Origin of the sequence: Cupriavidus sp. IK-TO18, from assembly GCF_015549295.1 — a bacterium.
Taxonomy (GTDB): Bacteria; Pseudomonadota; Gammaproteobacteria; order Burkholderiales; family Burkholderiaceae; genus Cupriavidus; species Cupriavidus oxalaticus_A.
Map to the genome: position 1 here is coordinate 86,832 of NZ_JADGMP010000027.1, position 19,090 is coordinate 105,921.

At 62.5% G+C, this 19,090-nt stretch carries 19 protein-coding genes; 12 read left to right on the forward strand and 7 right to left on the reverse strand.

Features of this window, described 5'->3' with window-relative positions:
- Positions 1 to 179: 179 nt before the first annotated feature.
- From IPF36_RS20080 to IPF36_RS20100, 5 genes are all read left to right on the forward strand, one after another.
- Entirely contained in the window at positions 180 to 665 is a 486-nt protein-coding gene (locus IPF36_RS20080) for a carboxypeptidase regulatory-like domain-containing protein (RefSeq protein ID WP_133092824.1), read from the forward strand.
- Positions 666 to 1,071: 406 nt separating this feature from the next.
- The gene (locus tag IPF36_RS20085; protein WP_133092823.1) at positions 1,072 to 1,524 is read left to right on the forward strand and encodes a universal stress protein; all 453 of its coding nucleotides are present in this window, start codon (positions 1,072 to 1,074) and stop codon (positions 1,522 to 1,524) included.
- 39 nt (positions 1,525 to 1,563) lie between these two features.
- Positions 1,564 to 1,842, forward strand: a complete 279-nt coding sequence (locus tag IPF36_RS20090; RefSeq protein WP_133092822.1) for a DUF1488 domain-containing protein — start codon at positions 1,564 to 1,566, stop codon at positions 1,840 to 1,842.
- A 632-nt stretch (positions 1,843 to 2,474) separates the two neighbouring features.
- Positions 2,475 to 3,314 carry a universal stress protein gene (locus IPF36_RS20095; RefSeq protein ID WP_133092820.1) on the forward strand — a complete coding sequence of 280 codons (840 nt, stop codon included), beginning with the start codon at positions 2,475 to 2,477 and terminating at the stop codon, positions 3,312 to 3,314.
- Positions 3,315 to 3,318: 4 nt separating this feature from the next.
- A complete protein-coding gene (locus tag IPF36_RS20100) occupies positions 3,319 to 3,606 on the forward strand; it encodes a hypothetical protein (RefSeq protein ID WP_133092819.1) in 288 nt (95 codons plus the stop codon).
- Between the two features lie 123 nt (positions 3,607 to 3,729).
- Here the strand turns inward: IPF36_RS20100 and IPF36_RS20105 are convergent, their stop codons facing one another.
- Positions 3,730 to 3,936 carry a DUF3606 domain-containing protein gene (locus tag IPF36_RS20105; protein ID WP_195429780.1) on the reverse strand — a complete coding sequence of 69 codons (207 nt, stop codon included), beginning with the start codon at positions 3,934 to 3,936 and terminating at the stop codon, positions 3,730 to 3,732.
- Between the two features lie 195 nt (positions 3,937 to 4,131).
- On the reverse strand, positions 4,132 to 4,374 hold the full coding sequence (locus IPF36_RS20110) for a hypothetical protein (RefSeq protein WP_133092817.1): 243 nt from the start codon (positions 4,372 to 4,374) through the stop codon (positions 4,132 to 4,134).
- Between the two features lie 591 nt (positions 4,375 to 4,965).
- Between IPF36_RS20110 and IPF36_RS20115 the strand changes: the two genes are divergently transcribed.
- A complete protein-coding gene (locus tag IPF36_RS20115) occupies positions 4,966 to 5,523 on the forward strand; it encodes a carboxypeptidase-like regulatory domain-containing protein (protein WP_255519846.1) in 558 nt (185 codons plus the stop codon).
- A 51-nt stretch (positions 5,524 to 5,574) separates the two neighbouring features.
- Here the strand turns inward: IPF36_RS20115 and IPF36_RS20120 are convergent, their stop codons facing one another.
- Positions 5,575 to 7,872 carry a heavy metal translocating P-type ATPase gene (locus IPF36_RS20120; protein WP_195429782.1) on the reverse strand — a complete coding sequence of 766 codons (2,298 nt, stop codon included), beginning with the start codon at positions 7,870 to 7,872 and terminating at the stop codon, positions 5,575 to 5,577.
- A 366-nt stretch (positions 7,873 to 8,238) separates the two neighbouring features.
- Here IPF36_RS20120 and IPF36_RS20125 point away from each other — a divergent pair, with 366 nt between their 5' ends.
- From IPF36_RS20125 to IPF36_RS20150, 6 genes are all read left to right on the forward strand, one after another.
- Entirely contained in the window at positions 8,239 to 8,679 is a 441-nt protein-coding gene (locus IPF36_RS20125; RefSeq protein WP_135706974.1) for a universal stress protein, read from the forward strand.
- 87 nt (positions 8,680 to 8,766) lie between these two features.
- Entirely contained in the window at positions 8,767 to 9,147 is a 381-nt protein-coding gene (locus IPF36_RS20130) for a hypothetical protein (RefSeq protein WP_133092814.1), read from the forward strand.
- A gap of 128 nt (positions 9,148 to 9,275) precedes the next feature.
- Positions 9,276 to 10,208, forward strand: a complete 933-nt coding sequence (locus IPF36_RS20135) for a 1-phosphofructokinase family hexose kinase (RefSeq protein ID WP_133092813.1) — start codon at positions 9,276 to 9,278, stop codon at positions 10,206 to 10,208.
- Between the two features lie 136 nt (positions 10,209 to 10,344).
- On the forward strand, positions 10,345 to 12,084 hold the full coding sequence (locus IPF36_RS20140) for a PAS domain-containing sensor histidine kinase (RefSeq protein ID WP_133092812.1): 1,740 nt from the start codon (positions 10,345 to 10,347) through the stop codon (positions 12,082 to 12,084).
- Between the two features lie 194 nt (positions 12,085 to 12,278).
- Entirely contained in the window at positions 12,279 to 13,394 is a 1,116-nt protein-coding gene (gene ald / locus IPF36_RS20145) for an alanine dehydrogenase (protein WP_133092811.1), read from the forward strand.
- 301 nt (positions 13,395 to 13,695) lie between these two features.
- On the forward strand, positions 13,696 to 13,923 hold the full coding sequence (locus IPF36_RS20150; protein ID WP_243736762.1) for a hypothetical protein: 228 nt from the start codon (positions 13,696 to 13,698) through the stop codon (positions 13,921 to 13,923).
- A 418-nt stretch (positions 13,924 to 14,341) separates the two neighbouring features.
- On the opposite strand, the gene IPF36_RS20155 is transcribed toward IPF36_RS20150, so the two are convergent.
- The 4 genes from IPF36_RS20155 to IPF36_RS20170 form a co-directional block, all read right to left on the reverse strand.
- The gene (locus IPF36_RS20155) at positions 14,342 to 14,989 is read right to left on the reverse strand and encodes a BON domain-containing protein (RefSeq protein ID WP_133092810.1); all 648 of its coding nucleotides are present in this window, start codon (positions 14,987 to 14,989) and stop codon (positions 14,342 to 14,344) included.
- Between the two features lie 284 nt (positions 14,990 to 15,273).
- Positions 15,274 to 15,696 (reverse strand): Hsp20/alpha crystallin family protein, encoded by a 423-nt coding sequence (locus tag IPF36_RS20160; RefSeq protein ID WP_133092993.1) that lies wholly within the window; start codon positions 15,694 to 15,696, stop codon positions 15,274 to 15,276.
- A gap of 295 nt (positions 15,697 to 15,991) precedes the next feature.
- A complete protein-coding gene (locus tag IPF36_RS20165) occupies positions 15,992 to 18,826 on the reverse strand; it encodes an AMP-binding protein (protein ID WP_195429785.1) in 2,835 nt (944 codons plus the stop codon).
- Positions 18,819 to 19,007, reverse strand: coding sequence for a hypothetical protein (locus tag IPF36_RS20170; protein WP_133092808.1), 189 nt, complete (start codon positions 19,005 to 19,007; stop codon positions 18,819 to 18,821). The genes IPF36_RS20165 and IPF36_RS20170 overlap by 8 nt, the downstream gene beginning before the upstream one ends.
- Between the last annotated feature and the right edge of the window lie 83 nt (positions 19,008 to 19,090).

Here is a 19,090-nt window from a genome sequence, read left to right on the forward strand (position 1 = left end):
GGTTCGCCCGCCGAGCGCTAACTTGGGTGCCATGCTCGGGTTCGTATCAGAGCATGTCATTGCGGGAACGGTTCGGCCGATGCTGCTGGTGCGCGATCGGCCCAATAGTGATGCACCCCGACCGTCGGAACCCGTCCTGACCGGCATGCGACGATCGAAATCCAATGGGAGGCAGGCAAATGCAGACTTCAAAAGGTGTGGGCATCGCGATTTCATCACTGTTGGTTGCGTTGATAGCAGCGGGTTGCGCGATGCCGACGGAACTAGCGGAAGACCGCGTGCAGATCATGGAGCAGCGGGGTATCCCCTACGCTTGCGCCAGGGGCGACGAAGCCGGCAGGCAGGCCATGAGGGATGTTGCCGCCCGCTTCAATGTCCGCCTTAGCATGATCGATGCGGCGAGCGCCAAGCCGCTAAGCGGGGCTACCGTGGTCGTGGCCAGCGCCGAGGGCAAGCCGGTGCTGCGCGTTGTCGCCGGTGGTCCGCTGTTATACATGCGCCTCAAACAAGGCGCGTACCGGCTCACGGTGGGGTACCAAGGCCGCGACCAGGTGCGCGACATCGTCGTGGCGGACCAATCGCAGGACATGACGTTCCGCTTCCAGGTGAATACGCTGGAAGAGGACTGGCTACTCTGCTCCAGCCAGGTTTGTCTGTGTCGTTGAAGAGAATTATCCCTGCGCAAATAACCGTCGCACTCACAGCGCAGGCCCGCCGTCACGCGCCTGACGCAGACCGTCCCGTGCAGTCTGCGCAGCCAAGTAGCTGCGGCGTCAAGCCTGGTTCGGAGACAGCCAAATGGGACGTTCCAAAGCGTGGGGAGACACGGCGTCGGCTGTGGCCAATGCCTGCGCGAAGGCATCGATCTCGGCCGCAGCCGCGCCACTGAGCACGTCGCGCTCAAGCAGCACCAGCCCTGGCGCGGTCAACCGAAAGGACGTGCTCATTGGCAGAGAACACGCAGCAGGGGCCTTGATGTGCATCAATTGCGAGAGTGTGGGCTGTCCTACGCTGAAGTCAACCCCCGGCTGGACACGAGGGCCAATGCCTGAAACTCCCGGAGTCGCCGCCATGTATCACCGCATCCTTGTCGCCATGGATGGAGGCCCAGCGTCGGAGCTGGCGCTGGAGCAGGCCATGGTCATTGCCCGCGCCGCCGACGCCGAAGTAGAAGTCGTCTACGTCGTCGACGACCGCAGTCCGTTCATGGATGTGACGGGCCTGGATCCGGTGAGACTGGTGGAGGATCTCACGACCGCGGGCGAAAGCGTACTTGCCGCTGCGCGCAGCCGGCTGGCGGCGGGCCACATCCGCCATGCCACCCGGCTGCTCGGCAAGCCGATGCTTCAAGGCGACATTGCCGTCACAATCGCCACCGAAGCCAACAGCTGGGGCGCAGACCTGATCGTCATGGGCACACATGGTCGCCGGGGCGTGCGCCGCCTGGTCATGGGCAGCGTTGCGCGCGGGGTCGTCGCCGAGGCACTCGCGCCTGTCCTGCTTATCCGTGCCCAAGACGCCTAGCCTGACTGCAATCTCGGAGGGGATTTACCCGACTCAGCCATGCATACGATCGACTTCACCGGCGATGTGCCGGAATATTGCCCGAGCGGGCCCAGCTTGCAGTGTCCCGTGAAGGTAGACGGAGTACCGGCAACCTATGAGATTACCGCGGAGGCGCTTGAAGACCATTTTGGCGCGCGGTCGTACCGCAGCGAAGACCTGGTACCAGCATTCCTCCGCAACCGCCAAGACATAGAACGGGTGGCTGGGGCTCTGTTCGAGATGACTGGGGCAAAGCATATCGTGCTGCACAGCGGTCATTTCCGCTTTGCGGTCTGATCAAGGCGTTGCCATGACATTGCGCATTTCAAGCCCTTGTACGGCCTTCCGCCTTGGACGGTGCATCCTTGCAGCCACCGCGCTGGTTGCGTTTTGCGCGGCCTGTACGTCGATCCCGGATCTTTGGCGGCCACCGAAACCGCGCGCAGCGGCGCCTGCGCCAAGCCGTCCCGCACCGGCACGCGAGCTTTTCTGCCACGGCACCACCCTAGTCATGGTGCAGGTCGATGCCAAAGCCGCCGGCGAGCTCGCAGTCTACGATGCCGGCCGCATAGGCAAAGAGCCATTCCCGGGCCTGTTGCGGGCTGGCGGGTGGGCTGGGCCAGTCTGGCGTGAAACGAATGCCGAGACCACCGTCGGGCGCGGTGAGATCCACGCGACCGCAAGGCTTGCCAGGTTCGATGCGGTCTGGCACGCATAGAACAATGTGAAATCCTTTGTACGATCGCCTTGTTTCAGTCACATGGATCCTCCAGGAGAAGCGGACGCCAGCAGGGGCTGGGTCCTGTAGACCCTTAGGAGACAATCATAATCGTGGGATCGGAGCAAGACGCCAGCGTGCTGGTTGCCCTCCGCTGATTGCGAGCGGCGTCTGGCGCCTTCTGTCACGGCCTTGTCAGATGGAGACAATTATGGACTACGCTACGATCCTGGTTCACCTGGACGCCAGCCAACGCGTGTATCAGCGTCTGCACCTTGCTACGCAACTGGCAGTGCAGTTCCAGTCGAGGCTGGTGGGCTTGCTCGCGGTTGGCAAGCCTGATCCCACCTCCGTTCGCTATCTCGTCGATGGCGACCGCTATCTCGCTTCGTACAATGAATGGCAGCACCAGGTAGGCGAAAGGGCACGTCATGCTCTAATGGATGCCACCGACGAGGCGGTCATCACAACGCAATGGCTCGCACCCGACTGGGCCACGGCGGCGACCGTCCAGGCAGAGGCGCATCTGGCCGACCTCGTTATCCTCGGACAGCATGACCCGAGCGACGAAGAAGCGTACGCCGAACCAGCCTTTGTCGAATCCATCGTCCTGGAATGCGGGCGCCCGGTTCTGGTCGTACCTTACGCGGGGTGGTTCTCCAGCACCGGCAAGACTATCCTGGTGGCGTGGAACGGCAGCCGAGAGGCCGCCCGCGCTCTCCACGACGCGTTGCCACTTCTCAAGCGCGCCGAAACCGTCGACGTGGTGTCATGGACGCCGTCGAGCGCGCTAAAGGGACCGTGGCTGTCACCGCCGCAGTATGCGGTGGAGTGGCTGGCCCGTCATGGCGTGAACGCGCAACTGCGCAGCTATCCGGACGAGGATGGGAATGACATCGGGCAACGACTGCTTTCGCACGCCGCCGACCGGAATGCCGACCTAATTGTCATGGGCGCGTACGGCCATAGCCGGGTCCGTGAACTGGCGCTGGGCGGCGTCACCAGAACGCTGCTTCAGTCGATGACAGTGCCGGTTCTAATGTCGCATTGACAACATGCCTATAGAAGAAGCGAACGCTACGGAAAGCCTGTCGCAATCGACGGCGAAAGCGGCAGTCTCGTTACGCACGATGTCTCAAGCGTTCTGGAGTGATTTCCTGTGCCGCCGTCCGCTATTTCCGGCGGCCGACGGCATGTTTCCTTTCGACCCGCTTCTTCGCTCGCGGTATATCGAAGTGCAAGGCCGTACGTACACTGCCTGGCGAGCACGTGCCGTAGCGGCCGGCTTCAGTGCCTCGGACTTCTTCGATGCCTGCATTCGTGTGCGAGCGGCGATGTATTAATCTGGATCGTCTTGCCGCGATGGGCTACGCTTCGCCAATCCTGGATGGTCCCAGCTTCACGCACGCAACGAGCGTCCGAGCGTGCCGCGAGCGGCGTCGCGGTTCCTGAATGCGCTATCAAGATCAGGCGCGGCCGCCTTGGATTCTTCCGTGACCGGCCTCCAGTGTTTCCCTCACCGCTGCGATATGGTCTCCCGCGGCCCTAACGGCTTCCTCCAACTGCCGCTCATTGCAACGCAGTTCGCGGCACCAGTATTGCACTTCAAGCGGATCCATCATGTTGACGCGCCCGGGATCCAGAGGTCCGAGTTCGCTCGTTTCATCGATCATACTTAGCTCCTATGCTTCTTTTTTCGGCGGACGAGGATGTCAGGGCGGCAAGGCGCATCAGGCATACCCGTTCGCAAAGCGAAGCCTCCCGCGCCACCATGAGCGGCAACGCGAAGAGGCAGGAGAACCGGAAGCCAAAGTGCCATGAACAGGCCTGTCTTTGCCGACGTCGTTCGGTTAAGCGGGCAAGGGCTTCTAACGTAAGTCGTACTCGCGCATCATTTCAGCTGTCACCGCTTTCACAGTCGTAAGGCAACTCGCCGGCACTGCGGGAAAGGCATCGATGATCCAGTTACAGCCACCATTGGTCGCCGCGTCGACATGCCGTGGCAACGGGATGCTGCAATCGCGGAAAGCCTCACCAAGGTCAGTGTTTTCCTGCACGCGTCGTGAAATTTCATCGCGGATCTGCTCCGCGCTGCCGAGGTGTTTGATCATGGCAGAGTCTCCTTGATTTCGGATGCCCTTGATTTGATGTGGGAACGCCGTGCTCACGCGACTGCACTGGCATGGGAGGCCGGACGGCCGATCGTCTGGGACAGAATCGGTTCCTCGTCTTCGTTCGCGACATATGCTCTGCCAATTGGCGCCGGTTAAGCCAGCCACGCAATACGGCGGCTAGCGCCGCTGAAGCACAATCGAGGTAAATATTTGCGCCATGGCGCCCGCCGTGGCAGCAGCGAAAGACTCGCATAGGGTTTCAGTTCTTCCATGGATGGCTCACATTCATTCCGATGTAGGGGGCAGTGCCCAGTGCCCGACGCCTCTATGGATCAATCTAGATGTTGCGGCCGGGCCGGGGTTGCGCTACATCAATTCGGGCACAGTGTCGCAGTTACTGGGCCTCGTACTGCTGAGACGACTTTTGAATCCCTCTGGCAGGTTGATGCGGATCAACGCCATTACCAGTCTGGCCACTACCTTGATCTGTATGACAGAACAGAACTCGAGTAGCCAATGTACCGGCGCATACTACACTTCGTCCGGTGCTACTGGTGCCAGAGGCAGAGGGGCCTGACTTGCGGTAGCTTGCTCCCGCAAGGCGGCAATCTGCGCAATGGTGCGATGGCTGAATGGGTGGCGGTAATGATAAATGGCGCTGGCAAGCTGCGCGTCGTGACAATTTCTCTGTTGGCCGCAGCGCTCACGGGGTGTGCTTTCCATGATAATCGATGGGACGCCGGCATGCCCACGATGGCGCGGCACGAGGTCGTATACGCGTCCGGGGGGAACGACGAGGCCGATGTGAAGGCCATGCTGGCCATTGCCGACCGGTTCAATGTACGGCTGACCATTGTGGACGCCGCGCGCGGCGAGCCGCTACACGGTACTGCCGTCTTTCTGGTGGGCAGGAGCGGAGGTTCGGCATTGCATGTTACGGAAGCGGGACCGATGTTCTATCTGCAGCTTCCAGCGGGAGATTATCGGCTTGCCATCGGCTATCAAGATTGGCTTCAGCTGACGGATATCGTGGTGGACGGACAGCCGCTCGATCTAACGTTTCGCTTGCCAGCAGACACGCCGGCAGAAAACTGGCTGTTCTGCCGCTTGGCAAACGGAAACCACGCAGCTGCGGCGGTCCTTTGAGCTTGTGCACGGCGCAACGATGGCCAGTCGCCCCCGGGGAACACACCCACGTCATCCGCGCGCATCTTCGCGTAGTGTGTGGAACAGTTCGTCTTCCTGCGCGCAGTGCAGACGCAATACCGCCTCGAGCCCGTAGAGCAACCGCTGGCACTCCCTGGTCCGGCTGTCGTCAGGTCCCTCCGGCGGCAGATCGTCCGCCATCCGTTGGAGGACATGAATCAGTCGGAAGAGTTCGCGATGCATGCCGCTCATCGCTGCCAGAGGGTCATCCCCTCCTATGAGTCTCGCCAGTTGCGGGTAAAGTTCGGCGTCATCGCGCTGTTCGTGGGGCAGGAGCGTCGTGCAGAGGGCAGTGCACAGACGGCGCAATTCGGTGGCGGCCGACGGTCCGGGCAGATGGGGCAACCTGTCCGCAAGTCCGCGAATATCCTCCATCAGAGGACCGAGCGCCATATGCTCTCGGTCCAGGCTTGCGGCCTTGGCAGCGGGCAACCCTTGTTGCTCTACCGGCTCGCCGGCGCGGAGCGCTCGCAGCGCGTTGGCGATGACCAACACATCGATGATCTCCTGCAACACTGCGCCCGCCAGCGGCGGAAGATAGCCGAGCGCAGCCGCCGCCATCGCGACAAAAGACAGGGCCATGCCGGCCAAGGCGCTTTGAGCGGCAAGTGTGCGCGAGTGCCGGGCAATGCGTATCGCATCTGCCAGCCGGTCCAGGCGGTCGACGAGCAGTACGACGTCCGCGGCTTCCGAAGACGCCGCAGTGCCCCGCGCCCCCATGGCGACGCCGACATCCGCTGCCGCCAGCGCCGGCGCATCATTGACGCCGTCTCCCACCATCACGACGATGCCATCATGGCGCGCCGCTTCGATCTTCGCCAGTTTCTCGGCGGGGCTGACGCCTGCATGGACTTCCGTGACACCGAGAATCGCGCCAACCGTCTCCGCGACGTCGCGCCTGTCTCCCGTCAGCATGGCCAGGCGGCGAATGCCGGCCTTGCGCAGCAAGCGCAGCGCGCGGGGTGTCTCCATCCGTATCTGGTCTTCGAACTGCAGCGCTCCGACCAGTACGCCGTCGACCGTCGCGAGCGAGACTGATGCGCCTTCATAGGCCGCGCGCTGCAGCGCGGCCTTGCACCAAGGCGGCCAGCTTTCTGATCCGCCGGCGAATGCAGGCACGCCTACTGCAACGGCATGCCGGCCGACGCGCCCCGAAACGCCAGCACCGGCGGTCTCAGCCACCTCCGACGGCAGATCCAGAGGCAGTCCCCGATCGCGTGCCGCAGTCGCAATCGCTTCCGCGGCGGCATGGCCAGAAGCCTGCGCCAGCGAGCCGGCAAGGCGCAGCAAGTCCGCTGCCACCCAGCCGGGTGCGCAATCGACGCCAGCCAGCCGCGTCTTGCCCCGCGTAAGCGTCCCGGTCTTGTCGAAGAACAGCATGCTGGCCTGTGCCAGTCGCTCCAGCGCACCACCACCCTTTACCAGCACGCCGTGCCGGGCACAACGCGACATGCCGGCAACAATTGCCACTGGCACCGCCAATATCAGCGGACACGGTGTAGCGACCACCAGCACTGCCAGCGCCCGGCGGAGATCTCCGCTGGCGTACCAGGCGATCCCGGCAACCAGCAGGGTGACTGGCACGAACCACAGAGCGTAACGGTCAGCCAGCCGAGCCGCGGGCGGGCGTTCAGCGCGGGCGGTTTGCACCAGCCTGGCAATCCCGGCGAAGGTGCTGTCCGATGCGGTCGTGGCCGCCACCATCTCAAATGGAGCGCCGGCATTCAGCACACTGCTGCGCGCGGTCTCACCAGGTTCACGTCTTACCGGCAGCGATTCTCCGGTCAGTGCAGATTCGTCCAGCAGCGCCTGTCCCACCAGCGCGCCATCGACCGGCACCAATTCTCCCTGTCGGACCAGGAGGCGATCGCCCGGTCGGACGGCCTCCAGCGAGACGGTACGCCATTCACCATCCTCGAACCGGTTGGCAAACTGCGGGGCACGACTGAGCAGAGCGCTCATCTCACGCTGGGAACGCGCCTGCGCATAAGCCTCCAGTGCCTTGCCGCTTTCAATCATCAAGGCGAGCACGGCGGCGGCGAGAAACTCGCCAAGCGTAAGCGCCAGCCCGATCGCCAGGAGCGCGAGGATATCGACACCAGCTTGCTTGCGCCGCAGTGATCGCACCATGGCAACCAGCAAGGCTGCCGTGGTGGCCAATGCGCCCACTGCCCAGGACATGCCCGCGGCGCCATCATGGCCGAAGGCGAGCAGCAGCATGCCGCCACTCAGTGTGCCAACTGCGACTGGCAGCAGACCGAGGTCAATGTCGCGATATCCAGTACGCATACGGCATTGAGGGCCCTGGTGGAGCGCCCGAGCGCCTGCTGCGGGCTTGTGGCGTTGCCATTCGCCTGATGACCCATCACTCTGGGTCGCCAATCATGGCGCAGCAATGGCGAGCGGCGGAGAGTGATCATTATGCGCCCGGTCGGTCATCTCCTGGGAGGTGCCAACCGACGCGGAATCTAGTGTGTGGATTGGTGCCGTCCGGTTGGTGCGCCGCTGTTGATGTATGTCAAGTACCAGTCCTCCTGCGGATATACGTTAAGAAGGAGTGCAGTCGGCAATGCATAGGCGGCGGTTATTGAAATCGACTCAGGGCAACCGGAGCTGGACAAAGCTCGACATGCCCATGCTGAAGCGGAGGGTGAAATGGCAAATGTTGTCCTTGCAACAGACGGCTCAGTCTACAGTGATGCCGCTGCGGAATGGCTCGCGAAGGGGAGACTATTCAGGGAAGACCTCCACGTGCACGTGGTGCACTGTATGCCAGACGTTTCCGGTGAGGTAAAGTCCTACATTGGCAAGGGCGACCTTGAGGCCTGGCATACCGAGGAAAGCGCGCGCGTTATGAAATCCGTGATCGACATCCTGCAAAATGCGGGCGTGCCGACGGTATGGCAGGGCCTGGTTGGCTTTGCTCCCGAGCGTATTGTCGCGTACGCGAGGTCTATCAATGCCTTGGCCATCGTCATGGGGACGCACGGGCGCGGCGCATTCCTTGATGCGATCGTGGGCTCGGTTGCGAGCCGCGTCATCGCACACACGCCATGCCCTGTGGTACTGGTCAAGCCTGAAGCCCGCCCAGCATAGGCAACATGGACGCCGGCATGTGCGCGGCTGCTGACCGATCTGGCACGAAAGGTTGCAGACTGCTGTTTCGCTTAAAGAGCGCAACTCATGGCTGCCACCGCGCTGGTGGTGAGCTGCGGCGTTGCTGTATTGATTGGCATGCAGGGCGCCTGGCATTCGCTGATGCGGGCGCAGGAACGCTACTACACCGCACACCGGTTTGCCGATGTGTTCGCGAGCGTCAAGCGGGCGCCACTGCTGGTCGCCGACCAGATCCGGGCGCTACCAGGTGAGGCGTCGAGACGTGCCCTGCTCTCCATGACTGGGATTGCTCTGGCCGTGGGCCTCATGATCGTTGGCAGGTTCGGTTTGGACGGGGTGGGCGAGATACTCGCATTGCAGTTCGGGAGAGTCCAGCACGACGACGTGGCGCTCGTCTTTGCCGACACGCAGCCGGACAGCGCAGTCTTCCCAATGAGCTTCCACTGATTCGGTATCCGTCCAACGACCTAGCGGAAGGGCAGCGTGTGGTCGCTCGGGACGCTCGTTAGAAACGGCGCTTGCAAAACGCTTTACGACGTTGCGCGGGGGCACCATGAACCAGCTTGCTATAGCCAATGACTGACATCTTGACGATTTCACCAAATCCGGCGGTGGATGTCGCGACTGCTGTCGACCGCATGAACGACACCTGCAAGCTAAGGTGTAGTGACGCGAGAAGAGATCCTGGTGGCGGAGGCATCAATGTTGCCCGGGTAATCCACCGTCTTGGCGGAGACTGCCTTGCGGTGTTTCTTGCCGGGGGAGCTACCGGCCAGTTGTTGCAGCAGTTGCTGGAGGCTGAGCACGTGCCAGCGGTCTGCCTCGGGATTGCCGGTGATACTCGCGAAAACTTCTCCGTCAGCGAGTCCTCGACCGGTCGCCAGTTCCGCTTCATTTTGCCAGGACCATTTGTTGCAAAGAACGAATGGGAGAGATGCATCGCGTACATCCAGGCCCTTCCGACGCCGCCGCGTTACCTCGTCATGAGCGGCAGCCTGCCTTCCGGCGTTCCTGCGGACTTCTACGCGATACTCGCACGCGAAGCTCGCGCGCGCGGCATTCGGATCATCGTCGATACCTCTGGGCCCGCACTCGTTTCCGTACTGGAGGAGGGCGTCACTCTCGTGAAACCGAGCCTGGCGGAACTCAGGGAATTGACCGGCTTGCCGTTGCTGCACGAATGCGAATGGCACGATGCCGCCTGCGGGATTGTCGAGCGCGGCCAGGCCGAAATGGTTGTTCTCACTCTCGGCCCGCTCGGCGCGCTGTTGGTCACTCGGGATGTTACGTTACGTGCACAAGCGCTTCCTGCGCTTGTAAGCAGCGCGATCGGGGCAGGGGACAGTTTCGTCGGGGCAATGGTTTGGGCCCTCAACCGTAACACTTCAGTCTCCGAGGCTTTCCATTATGGATTGGCGGCGGCATCAGCAACGTTGGTCAGCACAGGAACCGGGCTTTGCCGGCAGCCAGATGTTCATCGCCTATACCAACAACATTTCCAGGCTTAGACGTTCCTTGCTAACAACCGCCGCCAAGAAATATGTCGCGCAGGACACATTCTGTGGTTGCGATTGGTAATAGGCAAGCTATATTGGTGTGCAGAATAGCCCTAAAAGGCACCGTATCGATCGGATTCTGCCCCGCATGACTAGCCCTTTCGCCCCCGAGGGCAAGCCTCTGTCGCTAAAAGGATTGCCTCCTAATGCTATCGACATCGCGATCGGCAGTGGCACAGTCGTGCTATTTGCGGTGCTGTCGTATCTGCTACAAGCCAGAGTCCAGCAGTATTGGGAGGTCTCGTCTGCGCTGTTCGCATCGCTGGGCGCCGGAATCGGATTTGCCGTTGGCCTGTTCCTGATTCACCGGCGGCGATCCCGCTATCTGTCGGGTGGGGAAAGCCGCAACGTGGTGGAAAATGAAGCACGCTTGTCGGCGATCATCCGTTCATCCGTGGAGGCGATTATCACCGTGGACAGCGAACAGCGCGTGGTGCTCTTCAACCCCATGGCGGAAACCCTGTTCGCGTGGCCAGCCGAACTGGCTATCGGCCGGCCGCTTGGGGACTTCATCCCCGAGCGCTTTCGGGCTGCTCATGAAGAGCATGTGCGCCGATTTGGTATCACGGGAGTGTCGGAGCGGCAAATGGGGCGTCAACGCGCGCTCTTTGCTTTGCGCCGGGATGGCAGCGAGTTCCCGATCGAGGCGTCCATTTCGCAGACGGTTGAGGGCGGGACCAGGCTGTTCACCGTCATGCTGCGAGACATTACCGAACGTGCGCGTGCCGACGAGGCGCTTCACACGAATTTGCAACGCGTGAAGGAAAGCGAAGCGCGCTTGGCGGGCATCATTCGGTCGTCCATGGAAGCGATCATTAGCGTCGATAGCGACCAGAGGGTCATCCAGTTCAATCCCATGGCAGAGAAACTGTTTGCATGGCCTGCCGGCCAGGCGATCGGTCGTTCGTTGGCCGACTTTATTCCAGAACGCTTCAGGCCCGCTCACGAAGAGCATGTTCGCCGCTTCGGTGTTACCGGTGTTTCGGACCGCGAAATGGGACGCCAGCGTGCGCTATACGCCTTACGGCGTGACGGCAGCGAGTTTCCCATAGAAGCATCAATCTCACAGGTTGCCGATCGAGGTACCAAGCTGTACACAGTGATGCTGCGCGATATCACCGAACGCGTACGAGCCGAGGAGGCAATGCGGCATTCGCGCGAGGAATTGCAACACCTGTCGGATAGTATCCTCGTCACTCGCGAGGAGGAAAAGCGTCGGATCGCACGCGAATTACACGACGATCTTGGTCAGCGCCTGAGTGCCATGAAAATGGATCTCGCCATGCTTGGCGCCGACCTGAAAGAGGGAAGGAGTATTGAATGCCTGCTGGAGGAGGTTGCGGCCATGAACGTCGTCATCGACGAAACCGTGGCCTCGGTGCGGCGAATAGCAAGCGACCTGCGGCCCGCTTTGCTTGATGAGCTGGGGATGCTGCCGGCTATTGAGTGGCTTGCCAATGACTGCGCCAAACGCTATGGGCTATCCGTGACTGTCGACGGCGCGGATGCCGACGTGTCCGAGCAAGTGGCAATTGCAATGTTCCGTATCGCCCAGGAGGCGTTGAGCAATGTCGTCCGGCATGCCAACGCGACGGCCGTGCATATTCACGTTACGCGTGCTCAAGGGCAATTGGAGTTGCAGGTGCAAGACAATGGTATTGGTTGGGACAAAAAGCCGGCCAACGATGAGCCCCGGAAATCTCTCGGACTGCTCGGTATCCGGGAGCGTGCACGCTTACTCGGTGGCACAGTCTCCGTCGATAGTGCGCCCGGAGAGGGCTTTTGTCTGGAAGTGAAGATTCCCTATGAAAGGAAGGCATTTGAATGAGCCTGCTCCTTGTAGAGAAACGGCCGTTCACATATCAGCAAGCATTTTGCGCTATTGAACGCGAAGGGAACCACATCGGCCATGCGCATGTAGGTGCTCGTGCGTGTTTTTGAAATGGCGAGAACCACGGTCGCCGTGGACGGGTTCAAGCACCTTATGCGGAACCGTAATTGCCACCAGTGTGAGCCAGTGCTATGCGAATCGGCGTACCAAAGGAAATCAAGGATCAGGAGTACCGGGTCGGTCTCACCCCGGCCAGCGTACGCGAACTGGTCAGCCGCGGTCACAAGGTGGTAGTGCAGGCCGGCGCCGGCACCGCAATCGGCCTTACCGATCATTCCTACGTGCTGGCCGGTGCCAAGCTGGCCGGAGATGCAGCGGAGGTATACGGCTCGGCGGAGATGATCGTGAAAGTGAAGGAGCCGCAACCGGGCGAGCGGGCGCTGCTTAGGCCCGGGCAGATCCTGTATGCGTACTTGCATCTGGCGGCGGATCGCGAGCAGACCATGGACTTGCTGAACTCCGGCGCCATCTGCATTGCGTACGAGACCGTGGCGGCGCCGGACGGCAGCCTTCCCTTGCTGGCGCCCATGAGCGAGGTGGCCGGCCGCATGTCCGTGCAGGTGGCTGCCGCCTATCTCGAGAAGCCGCAGGGTGGCATGGGCCTGCTACTAGGCGGCGTGCCGGGGGTTGCACCGGCCCATGTGGTGGTGATTGGCGCTGGCGTGGTGGGCACCAATGCGATTCATATTGCCGTGGGCATGGGCGCGCGTGTCACAGTACTGGACCGGAACATCGATCGCCTGCGGCATCTGGGGCTTGTCTACGGCAATCGACTTGTCACGCTCTTTTCCAGCGCGGACTCCATCGAGCGCGCGCTCCTCACGGCTGATGCGGTCATTGGTGCGGTCTTGGTGCCCGGCTCCGAAGCACCCAAGCTAGTGACGCGGGCTATGGTTGCCCGCATGAAGGGCAATTCGGTGGTGGTGGACGTGGCGATCGATCAAGGGGGTTGCTTTGAGACATCCCGACCCACCAGCCATACGGCACCAATCTATGTCGTCGATGATGTGCTGCACTATTGCGTGACCAACATGCCGGCGGCCGTTGCCAGGACGTCCACCTTTGCCTTGAACAATGCCACCATCGGCTATGCAATGTCGATTGCCGACAAGGGCTGGTCGCGCGCGCTCGGAGAAGATCCTTGCCTGCGCGCCGGCTTGAATGTCTGTCGCGGCAACGTCACCTATGCGGCAGTCGCGCGTGCGCACGGCTGTGCGTATGTGCCTGCGGAAGAGGTGCTGGTGTAAGCCACGTTTAAACCGAGTTCTCAGGCCGGCGCCAGGACCCGCGAGAATCGGCTACCGTCTCGCGCTTACCTGGCGCCGCAACAACCCTGCCATGAGCTGGACCCATTTTGCCTTCACAGTTAGGCCGCTTAAGCGACTGTGATTCGAGCCAGGCAGGTGCTGCTCAATGCGGCAATTCAATTTGATCGAGCGCAAACACACCGGAATCTGGTGACTCCCATGGGACCTCGACTTCTATAGTGTCAGACACGTGCCGGCGACCGGCCCGGCGGCTAGGCGAGGCTGCTGCGGCGTACCAGGCATGACCCGTCAAACACTGCCGGAGACAGAGATGCTGAGCCCGCACGAGATAGCAGCCCTGATTGTTCTCGGTGACGCGGAAGGAAACCGTGAGCTGGACCCCGCCGACATTGGTACCCTTGTCGAGCGCCAGCTGGTTCGTCTTGAAGCTGCGACACCAGAGCGCAGGCAGATCCGCGTGACTGGGAAAGGCCGCCAACTCCTCGATGCGATCAGCAGAGGCCGTTGACGGACCGGATTCTTGACCCCGAAGCCCTATTCGATCGGCTTGCGCCGCGCCCGCAGCAACTTCGATGGTCGGACGTTAGCTTGAGCCCGGCTATATCTCGCGCTCAGCACGTCGGTATGGGACGCCGCCATGCCGCCGCCGTCTGTCGCTTGCACGGGGCGAGCAGCTTGCCTGCTACCAGCGTACGCTGACGGCCGTGCGCGCCGATTGCGATGACGCAACCCTAAGCAAGAACGCGGGCGCGCCCTCATCTTCTCGACCAGTCGTCTTCCCAGTCCGTGTCCCTTGCCGTTCTAATGAACGGCGATGCCGAACTCAGCCCGGCCACACGTCTAACCGCCGCTTCAGCTGCATACTAGGCCGCGTGGCTATCCGGGTGCCCGGTGATTGCCCTCCGTACTTGATCGCCATTCAGGCGTCACGGCCTGGCTTCCAGCTGATCGATCACCGCCGAGATGCCCGGCGCAGACCACGCGGCTCCGACGGCAGCGCGACGCTCCGCCAGCGAATCCACGCGGCCGGTCAACGTGGCAGTGCCGTCTTTGACCTTGACGCTGATATGGTGTGCCTCGCGAAGGGCATGGCGGCGTAGTGCCTCCTCGATGCGATTCTCGACATCTGGCGGCGCAGTCCTTTCGTTCATCCGGATGTTGTTGATGATCCCGACCACCCCGCGGAGCTGGCCCACTGTGCGTTCAGCCAAATTCTTCTGGTAGCCCCAGTTGACGTTCCCGGACAGCGTGACCCAGCCGCGCTCCACGCGCACCTTGATAGCGTCCGACGGCACGTGGACGTGCCACTCCAATGCGTCGCGTGCCGCGTGGGCAATGGCTTCGTCGGGGAAAGCGCTGGGCGGACTCACGTCAAGCTTGACGACGACGCCGCGCACGCCCGAGACGCGTTCCGTAGCCCGCTCGGCTGCAAGCTTCTCCGCGAAACTGGACAGGTGTCCATTTAGCGTGACGATCCCATCATGGACCTCAACGCCGATGGACGCCGCGTCAATTGCGGGATCCCAGTCGAGTTCCTCCTTGACGTCCTTCTGAACCTGGTAATCCGATTTCATTTCTTGCAACCTTGATGAGATATGGCGCCGTTACAATAGTACTGCCACAGATTGATTGGGGCGGCCATCGAAGTGTGCGTGGAACGGAGTCGGCACGCCGGAGCGCTGGATCCGTCGGCAATGGCAGATCGCCACGAGCCCACCCGTCATCCCTTCTGCGACGTCGGCGCGGCACCGGTCCGCACCCGTACCGGTAGCAGCGCTGCGTTGGACATGGTAATGCGCACGGCCTTCGTCGGACAGATATCCTGAACTCGCATCACAATCTCGTTGCCACGCCGGCTTCAGCGGATGGTGACGCGCTGTTGCGGTGAAGCGTCCTTCTTTGGAAGTACAAGCCGAAGCACACCGTTCTGGAAGCTGGCGTCGATCTTGTCAGAATCGATGTTGCCGCCCAGCGTGAAGGCGCGTTGCATGGATCCGCTGTAGCGCTCCTGCCGGATCACGCGGTCACCTTCCCGTTCTTCAGACGCCCTCTCGAGCTTGGCCGAGATCATCACAGTGCCGCGGTCTACGGTGACGTTGATGTCTTCCTTCTTCACCCCCGGCAGATCAGCGGCGATGGTGTAGCTGGCGTCGGACTCGGCGACGTCGACCTTGAAGGGCAAGGATGTGTCCGGCGCAATTCGCCAGTTGCGCAACATGCTCTGCAGCACATCGCCAAGCGGTTCGATCGAGAAGGGGTCATAGCGTCTTAGGTTGCTCATCATGATCTCCTGGAATGACGGCGCGGTGCACGCCGGGTGCTTTCTACTTTGGCAAGCGATGGCGGTTTCGATTTGCTCTGCATCAAAGAGCCATGCATTGCCTCCCCAACCCGACCGCGCGATCCGGAAAGCCGAGCGCGTCACTTGTGTCGCGGGACGGGCAGGCAACGCTTCCCGGTACTCAGCGCCCAAGGATTCCGCCGTACCGGGGGCCGATGGTCATCTGCTTACACGACGCCCGCCACGAAGATGGCCAGCAACTCAAGCGGGCGCGGTAGTCGCCCAAGATGGCGGATCAAGCTGCCGCGTCTGGCTCCTGAAGCCTCGCGCGGATCTTGTCGCGAGCCGCGTCGCGCAGCCGCAATACTGCTTGCCAGTCATCGCCTGATGCGAAGACCGCTTCGCTCGCAATGAACGCCAACGATGCACGACTCGGCCACCAGCGCCCGTCCCGCAGCAATGAGCGAGTGCCGAGCAGGGCGATGGGAATAACCGGTGCCCGCGCGCGGGCGGCGCACCGGAACGCCCCCAGTCTAAAAGGCATCAGTCCGGGCTCTCGCCGGAACGTGCCCTCCGGAAAGAAGACGAGGGATTCGCCCCCGATGATTCGCTTCTCCAGCGCACTGGTATCTTCGACCCCACGTGCGAGGTCGAAGCGCTCAACGAAGGCGCAGCCAAGCCTGCCCAGCAGCAGCGCCAGCGGCTGGCTCCGCTGCAGCTCCTGCTTCGCCACAAAGGTGAAGTGGGGAGGCAGCACTGCCGTGAGCAAAATCACATCGGTGTAGCTGGCGTGGTTGGCCACGATGACGACCGGTGCCGACCGGCCGAGCTCGGGCAGGCCTTCGATCTTCGGAGACAACCCCGTCAGCGCGAGGCCGAGCCGGGCGCTGGCTCGCGCGCTCCGCCGACGCAGTGGGCGCCCCGGCAAAAGCACCACCATCAGACAAGCCGGCAGGGCAAACAAAACGCAAACCGTCCATACCCAGGCAGCCCAGAGCCACGCTGAAGCTTGATGCAGGAAGCGCGCGAACTGGATGCTTGCGCCAGAGATGGCAATCCGTAGCAATTGACGCCAGGGCGCGCGCGGCGTGCCATGGATCTCGCCCCGTTCATACAACTCGCGGCAGGCGGCACGGCGCAGCTTTCCGCTGGACGTCTTCAGTACCGTGCGCGGCGGCGCCAGCAGCACTTCGTCGACAGGCATGCCCATCAAATCGACCGCCAGATGGCTGATTTCCGTGCGTATCTGGCTGCGGGCATCGTCGTTCTCTTCAAGGGTCTCGGCCAGAACGACCAGGCGCTCGGTACCGGAGCGCGCATCGGTGGCGGGGAAGACCGCGACACCGCCCTTGCGCACACCGCTTACCCGGCTGATCGCCTCCTCGAGTTCCTGCGGAAACAGGTGCTGGCCGGCGCGAATGATGATGTCCTTGAGGCGCCCTGCCAGATAAAGCTCGCCGGCTGCGATATAGCCCATGTCGCCGGTCTTCAGCCATGGGCCATCGAACAGGCCCGCCGTGGCGTCGGGGTTGCGGAAGTAGCCCGTGGTCGCGGACGGGCCCTGGAACTGGACATGCCCCAGGGAGCGTTCGGGCAACTCGTGGCCGGCTAGATCGGCGATGCGGATCTGATGTCCCGGCAACGGCAGGCCGCTGGAGACCAGCCTGAGCGCCTTGCGCTCCGACCGGTCCGGCGCACGGGCGATACCCTGGCGCGCGAGCGTCTCCCGATCGACCTGGTCGACGCACGGCCCACGTCCTGCCGGCGGGAACGCGAGTCCGACCGAGCACTCGGCGAGGCCGTATACAGGGGTCATGGCGGCGCGATCGAAGCCATACCTGGCAAAGCGTGCGGTAAAGCTGTCAATGGTTTCGGAGCTGACCGGCTCAGCACCGTTGTATGCCAGGCGCCACGAACTTAGGTCCAGGCCGGCAAGATCCTTTTCATCAATCTTGCTCGCGCAGAGCTCGTAGGCGAAGTTCGGCGCCGCGGACAACGAGCCGCGATGCTGGTGAATGGCCCACAGCCAAGAGGCAGGGCGCGTCAGGAAATCAGTGGGCGACAGCAGCACCAGGCGGAATCCGACCTGCAGGCTCCCCATGCAGGCGCCGATCAGGCCCATGTCGTGGTACAGCGGCAGCCACGACACAAAGACATCGGCCGCAGTAACATGCGCGGCACGCTCCATCGCCCGCAAGTTGGCCAGTAGATTGGCATGCGTCAGCACGACCCCTTTTGGGTTGCCCGTGCTGCCGGAAGTGTATTGCAGAAAGGCAATGTCATCCGCTTGCCGGCGCCATGCGTCGCTCGGTGCGTCACCAGCGGCGCTGAGATCGGCAGGCGCCAGGATCTGGCGCAGCGCCGCGCACTGTGGGCGCAGCAGGCGTAGCAGGGGCTTGGCCGGTGGCGCAGTCACGAGGATGGCAGCCTCGGCATTGGCAAGGATCCCGGCGCTGCGCCGCATGTGGTCCTCGATCTGGGAAAGGCGCGCGGGCGGATAAAGCGGGACGGGGATGCAACCCGCATAAAGCGCGCCGAAGAATACGTCGAAGAAGTCGCGTCCGGTCGGCAGCATAAGGGCCACCCGGTCACCTGCAGCCAGGCCCTGCCGCGCCAGGCCAGTGGCTACGGCAAGCGCGCCCGCCCGCATTGACCCATAGCTAATGTCGCCGCTCCCCTGGAGGGTGGCGTATAGCTCATCGCCATGCGACGCCGCATGCCAGTCAATCAGATCCATTAGCGTGGCGGCACTGCCTGGCGGCCGGTTGGCTGCTGCCGTCCTGGCCGCACCTTGCACCACGGGAACCGCGGGCATCGTGGCGGGAATGGCCGCTGCTGCCCCATGCGCTGCGAGACTGAGCAGGTCACGAGGTGTATCGGCGGCCATGAGTGCTTCTTCATTGATCCTGCTGCCATATTCGTGCTCGATACGTGTCAGCAGCTCCGCCCGCGCCAAGCTGTCCAGGCCGAAATCGCGCTCGAGCGAATGATCTATCCCCAACGTGCTGACGTCCTGCGCACCGGGCCGCAGCTCAGCCGCCAGCGCGCGTACGATGCCAAGCAGGCGTTGCGCATCGGCAAGCCCCGGTTGGGGGGCACAAGGGATAGTAGGATCGCGCCTGTCATTCATTGCGTCTTCCGCCGGCAACTGCCACCTTGAGGTTGCGGGCGTTTGCCCGGCAGGCTTCCGCAAAACCCGGTGCGTCGAGCAATAGCCTGAACAGGGTATTCATCCCCACGAGCATGTCGGCAAGCGAAGCAGAGCGATGGACGTCGACCTCCGCAGGCGCGCCTGGGGGATAACGTTCCACCCAGATGGGTCTCGGTCCGGGAGACGGCCTGTTCACATAGTAGTCTGGCATGATTGCCCCCGATGCTTTTGGCTTGCCTGCCG

What these genes read in the sequence shown, in the direction of transcription:
- IPF36_RS20080 (WP_133092824.1), top strand. Translation starts at nt 180, where the DNA reads ATGCAGACTTCAAAAGGTGTGGGCATCGCGATTTCATCACTGTTGGTT.
- IPF36_RS20085 (WP_133092823.1), top strand. Translation starts at nt 1,072, where the DNA reads ATGTATCACCGCATCCTTGTCGCCATGGATGGAGGCCCAGCGTCGGAG.
- IPF36_RS20090 (WP_133092822.1), top strand. Translation starts at nt 1,564, where the DNA reads ATGCATACGATCGACTTCACCGGCGATGTGCCGGAATATTGCCCGAGC.
- IPF36_RS20095 (WP_133092820.1), top strand. Translation starts at nt 2,475, where the DNA reads ATGGACTACGCTACGATCCTGGTTCACCTGGACGCCAGCCAACGCGTG.
- IPF36_RS20100 (WP_133092819.1), top strand. Translation starts at nt 3,319, where the DNA reads ATGCCTATAGAAGAAGCGAACGCTACGGAAAGCCTGTCGCAATCGACG.
- IPF36_RS20105 (WP_195429780.1), bottom strand. Translation starts at nt 3,936, where the DNA reads ATGATCGATGAAACGAGCGAACTCGGACCTCTGGATCCCGGGCGCGTC.
- IPF36_RS20110 (WP_133092817.1), bottom strand. Translation starts at nt 4,374, where the DNA reads ATGATCAAACACCTCGGCAGCGCGGAGCAGATCCGCGATGAAATTTCA.
- IPF36_RS20120 (WP_195429782.1), bottom strand. Translation starts at nt 7,872, where the DNA reads ATGCGTACTGGATATCGCGACATTGACCTCGGTCTGCTGCCAGTCGCA.
- IPF36_RS20125 (WP_135706974.1), top strand. Translation starts at nt 8,239, where the DNA reads ATGGCAAATGTTGTCCTTGCAACAGACGGCTCAGTCTACAGTGATGCC.
- IPF36_RS20130 (WP_133092814.1), top strand. Translation starts at nt 8,767, where the DNA reads ATGGCTGCCACCGCGCTGGTGGTGAGCTGCGGCGTTGCTGTATTGATT.
- IPF36_RS20135 (WP_133092813.1), top strand. Translation starts at nt 9,276, where the DNA reads ATGACTGACATCTTGACGATTTCACCAAATCCGGCGGTGGATGTCGCG.
- IPF36_RS20140 (WP_133092812.1), top strand. Translation starts at nt 10,345, where the DNA reads ATGACTAGCCCTTTCGCCCCCGAGGGCAAGCCTCTGTCGCTAAAAGGA.
- ald (WP_133092811.1), top strand. Translation starts at nt 12,279, where the DNA reads ATGCGAATCGGCGTACCAAAGGAAATCAAGGATCAGGAGTACCGGGTC.
- IPF36_RS20150 (WP_243736762.1), top strand. Translation starts at nt 13,696, where the DNA reads ATGACCCGTCAAACACTGCCGGAGACAGAGATGCTGAGCCCGCACGAG.
- IPF36_RS20155 (WP_133092810.1), bottom strand. Translation starts at nt 14,989, where the DNA reads ATGAAATCGGATTACCAGGTTCAGAAGGACGTCAAGGAGGAACTCGAC.
- IPF36_RS20160 (WP_133092993.1), bottom strand. Translation starts at nt 15,696, where the DNA reads ATGAGCAACCTAAGACGCTATGACCCCTTCTCGATCGAACCGCTTGGC.
- IPF36_RS20165 (WP_195429785.1), bottom strand. Translation starts at nt 18,826, where the DNA reads ATGAATGACAGGCGCGATCCTACTATCCCTTGTGCCCCCCAACCGGGG.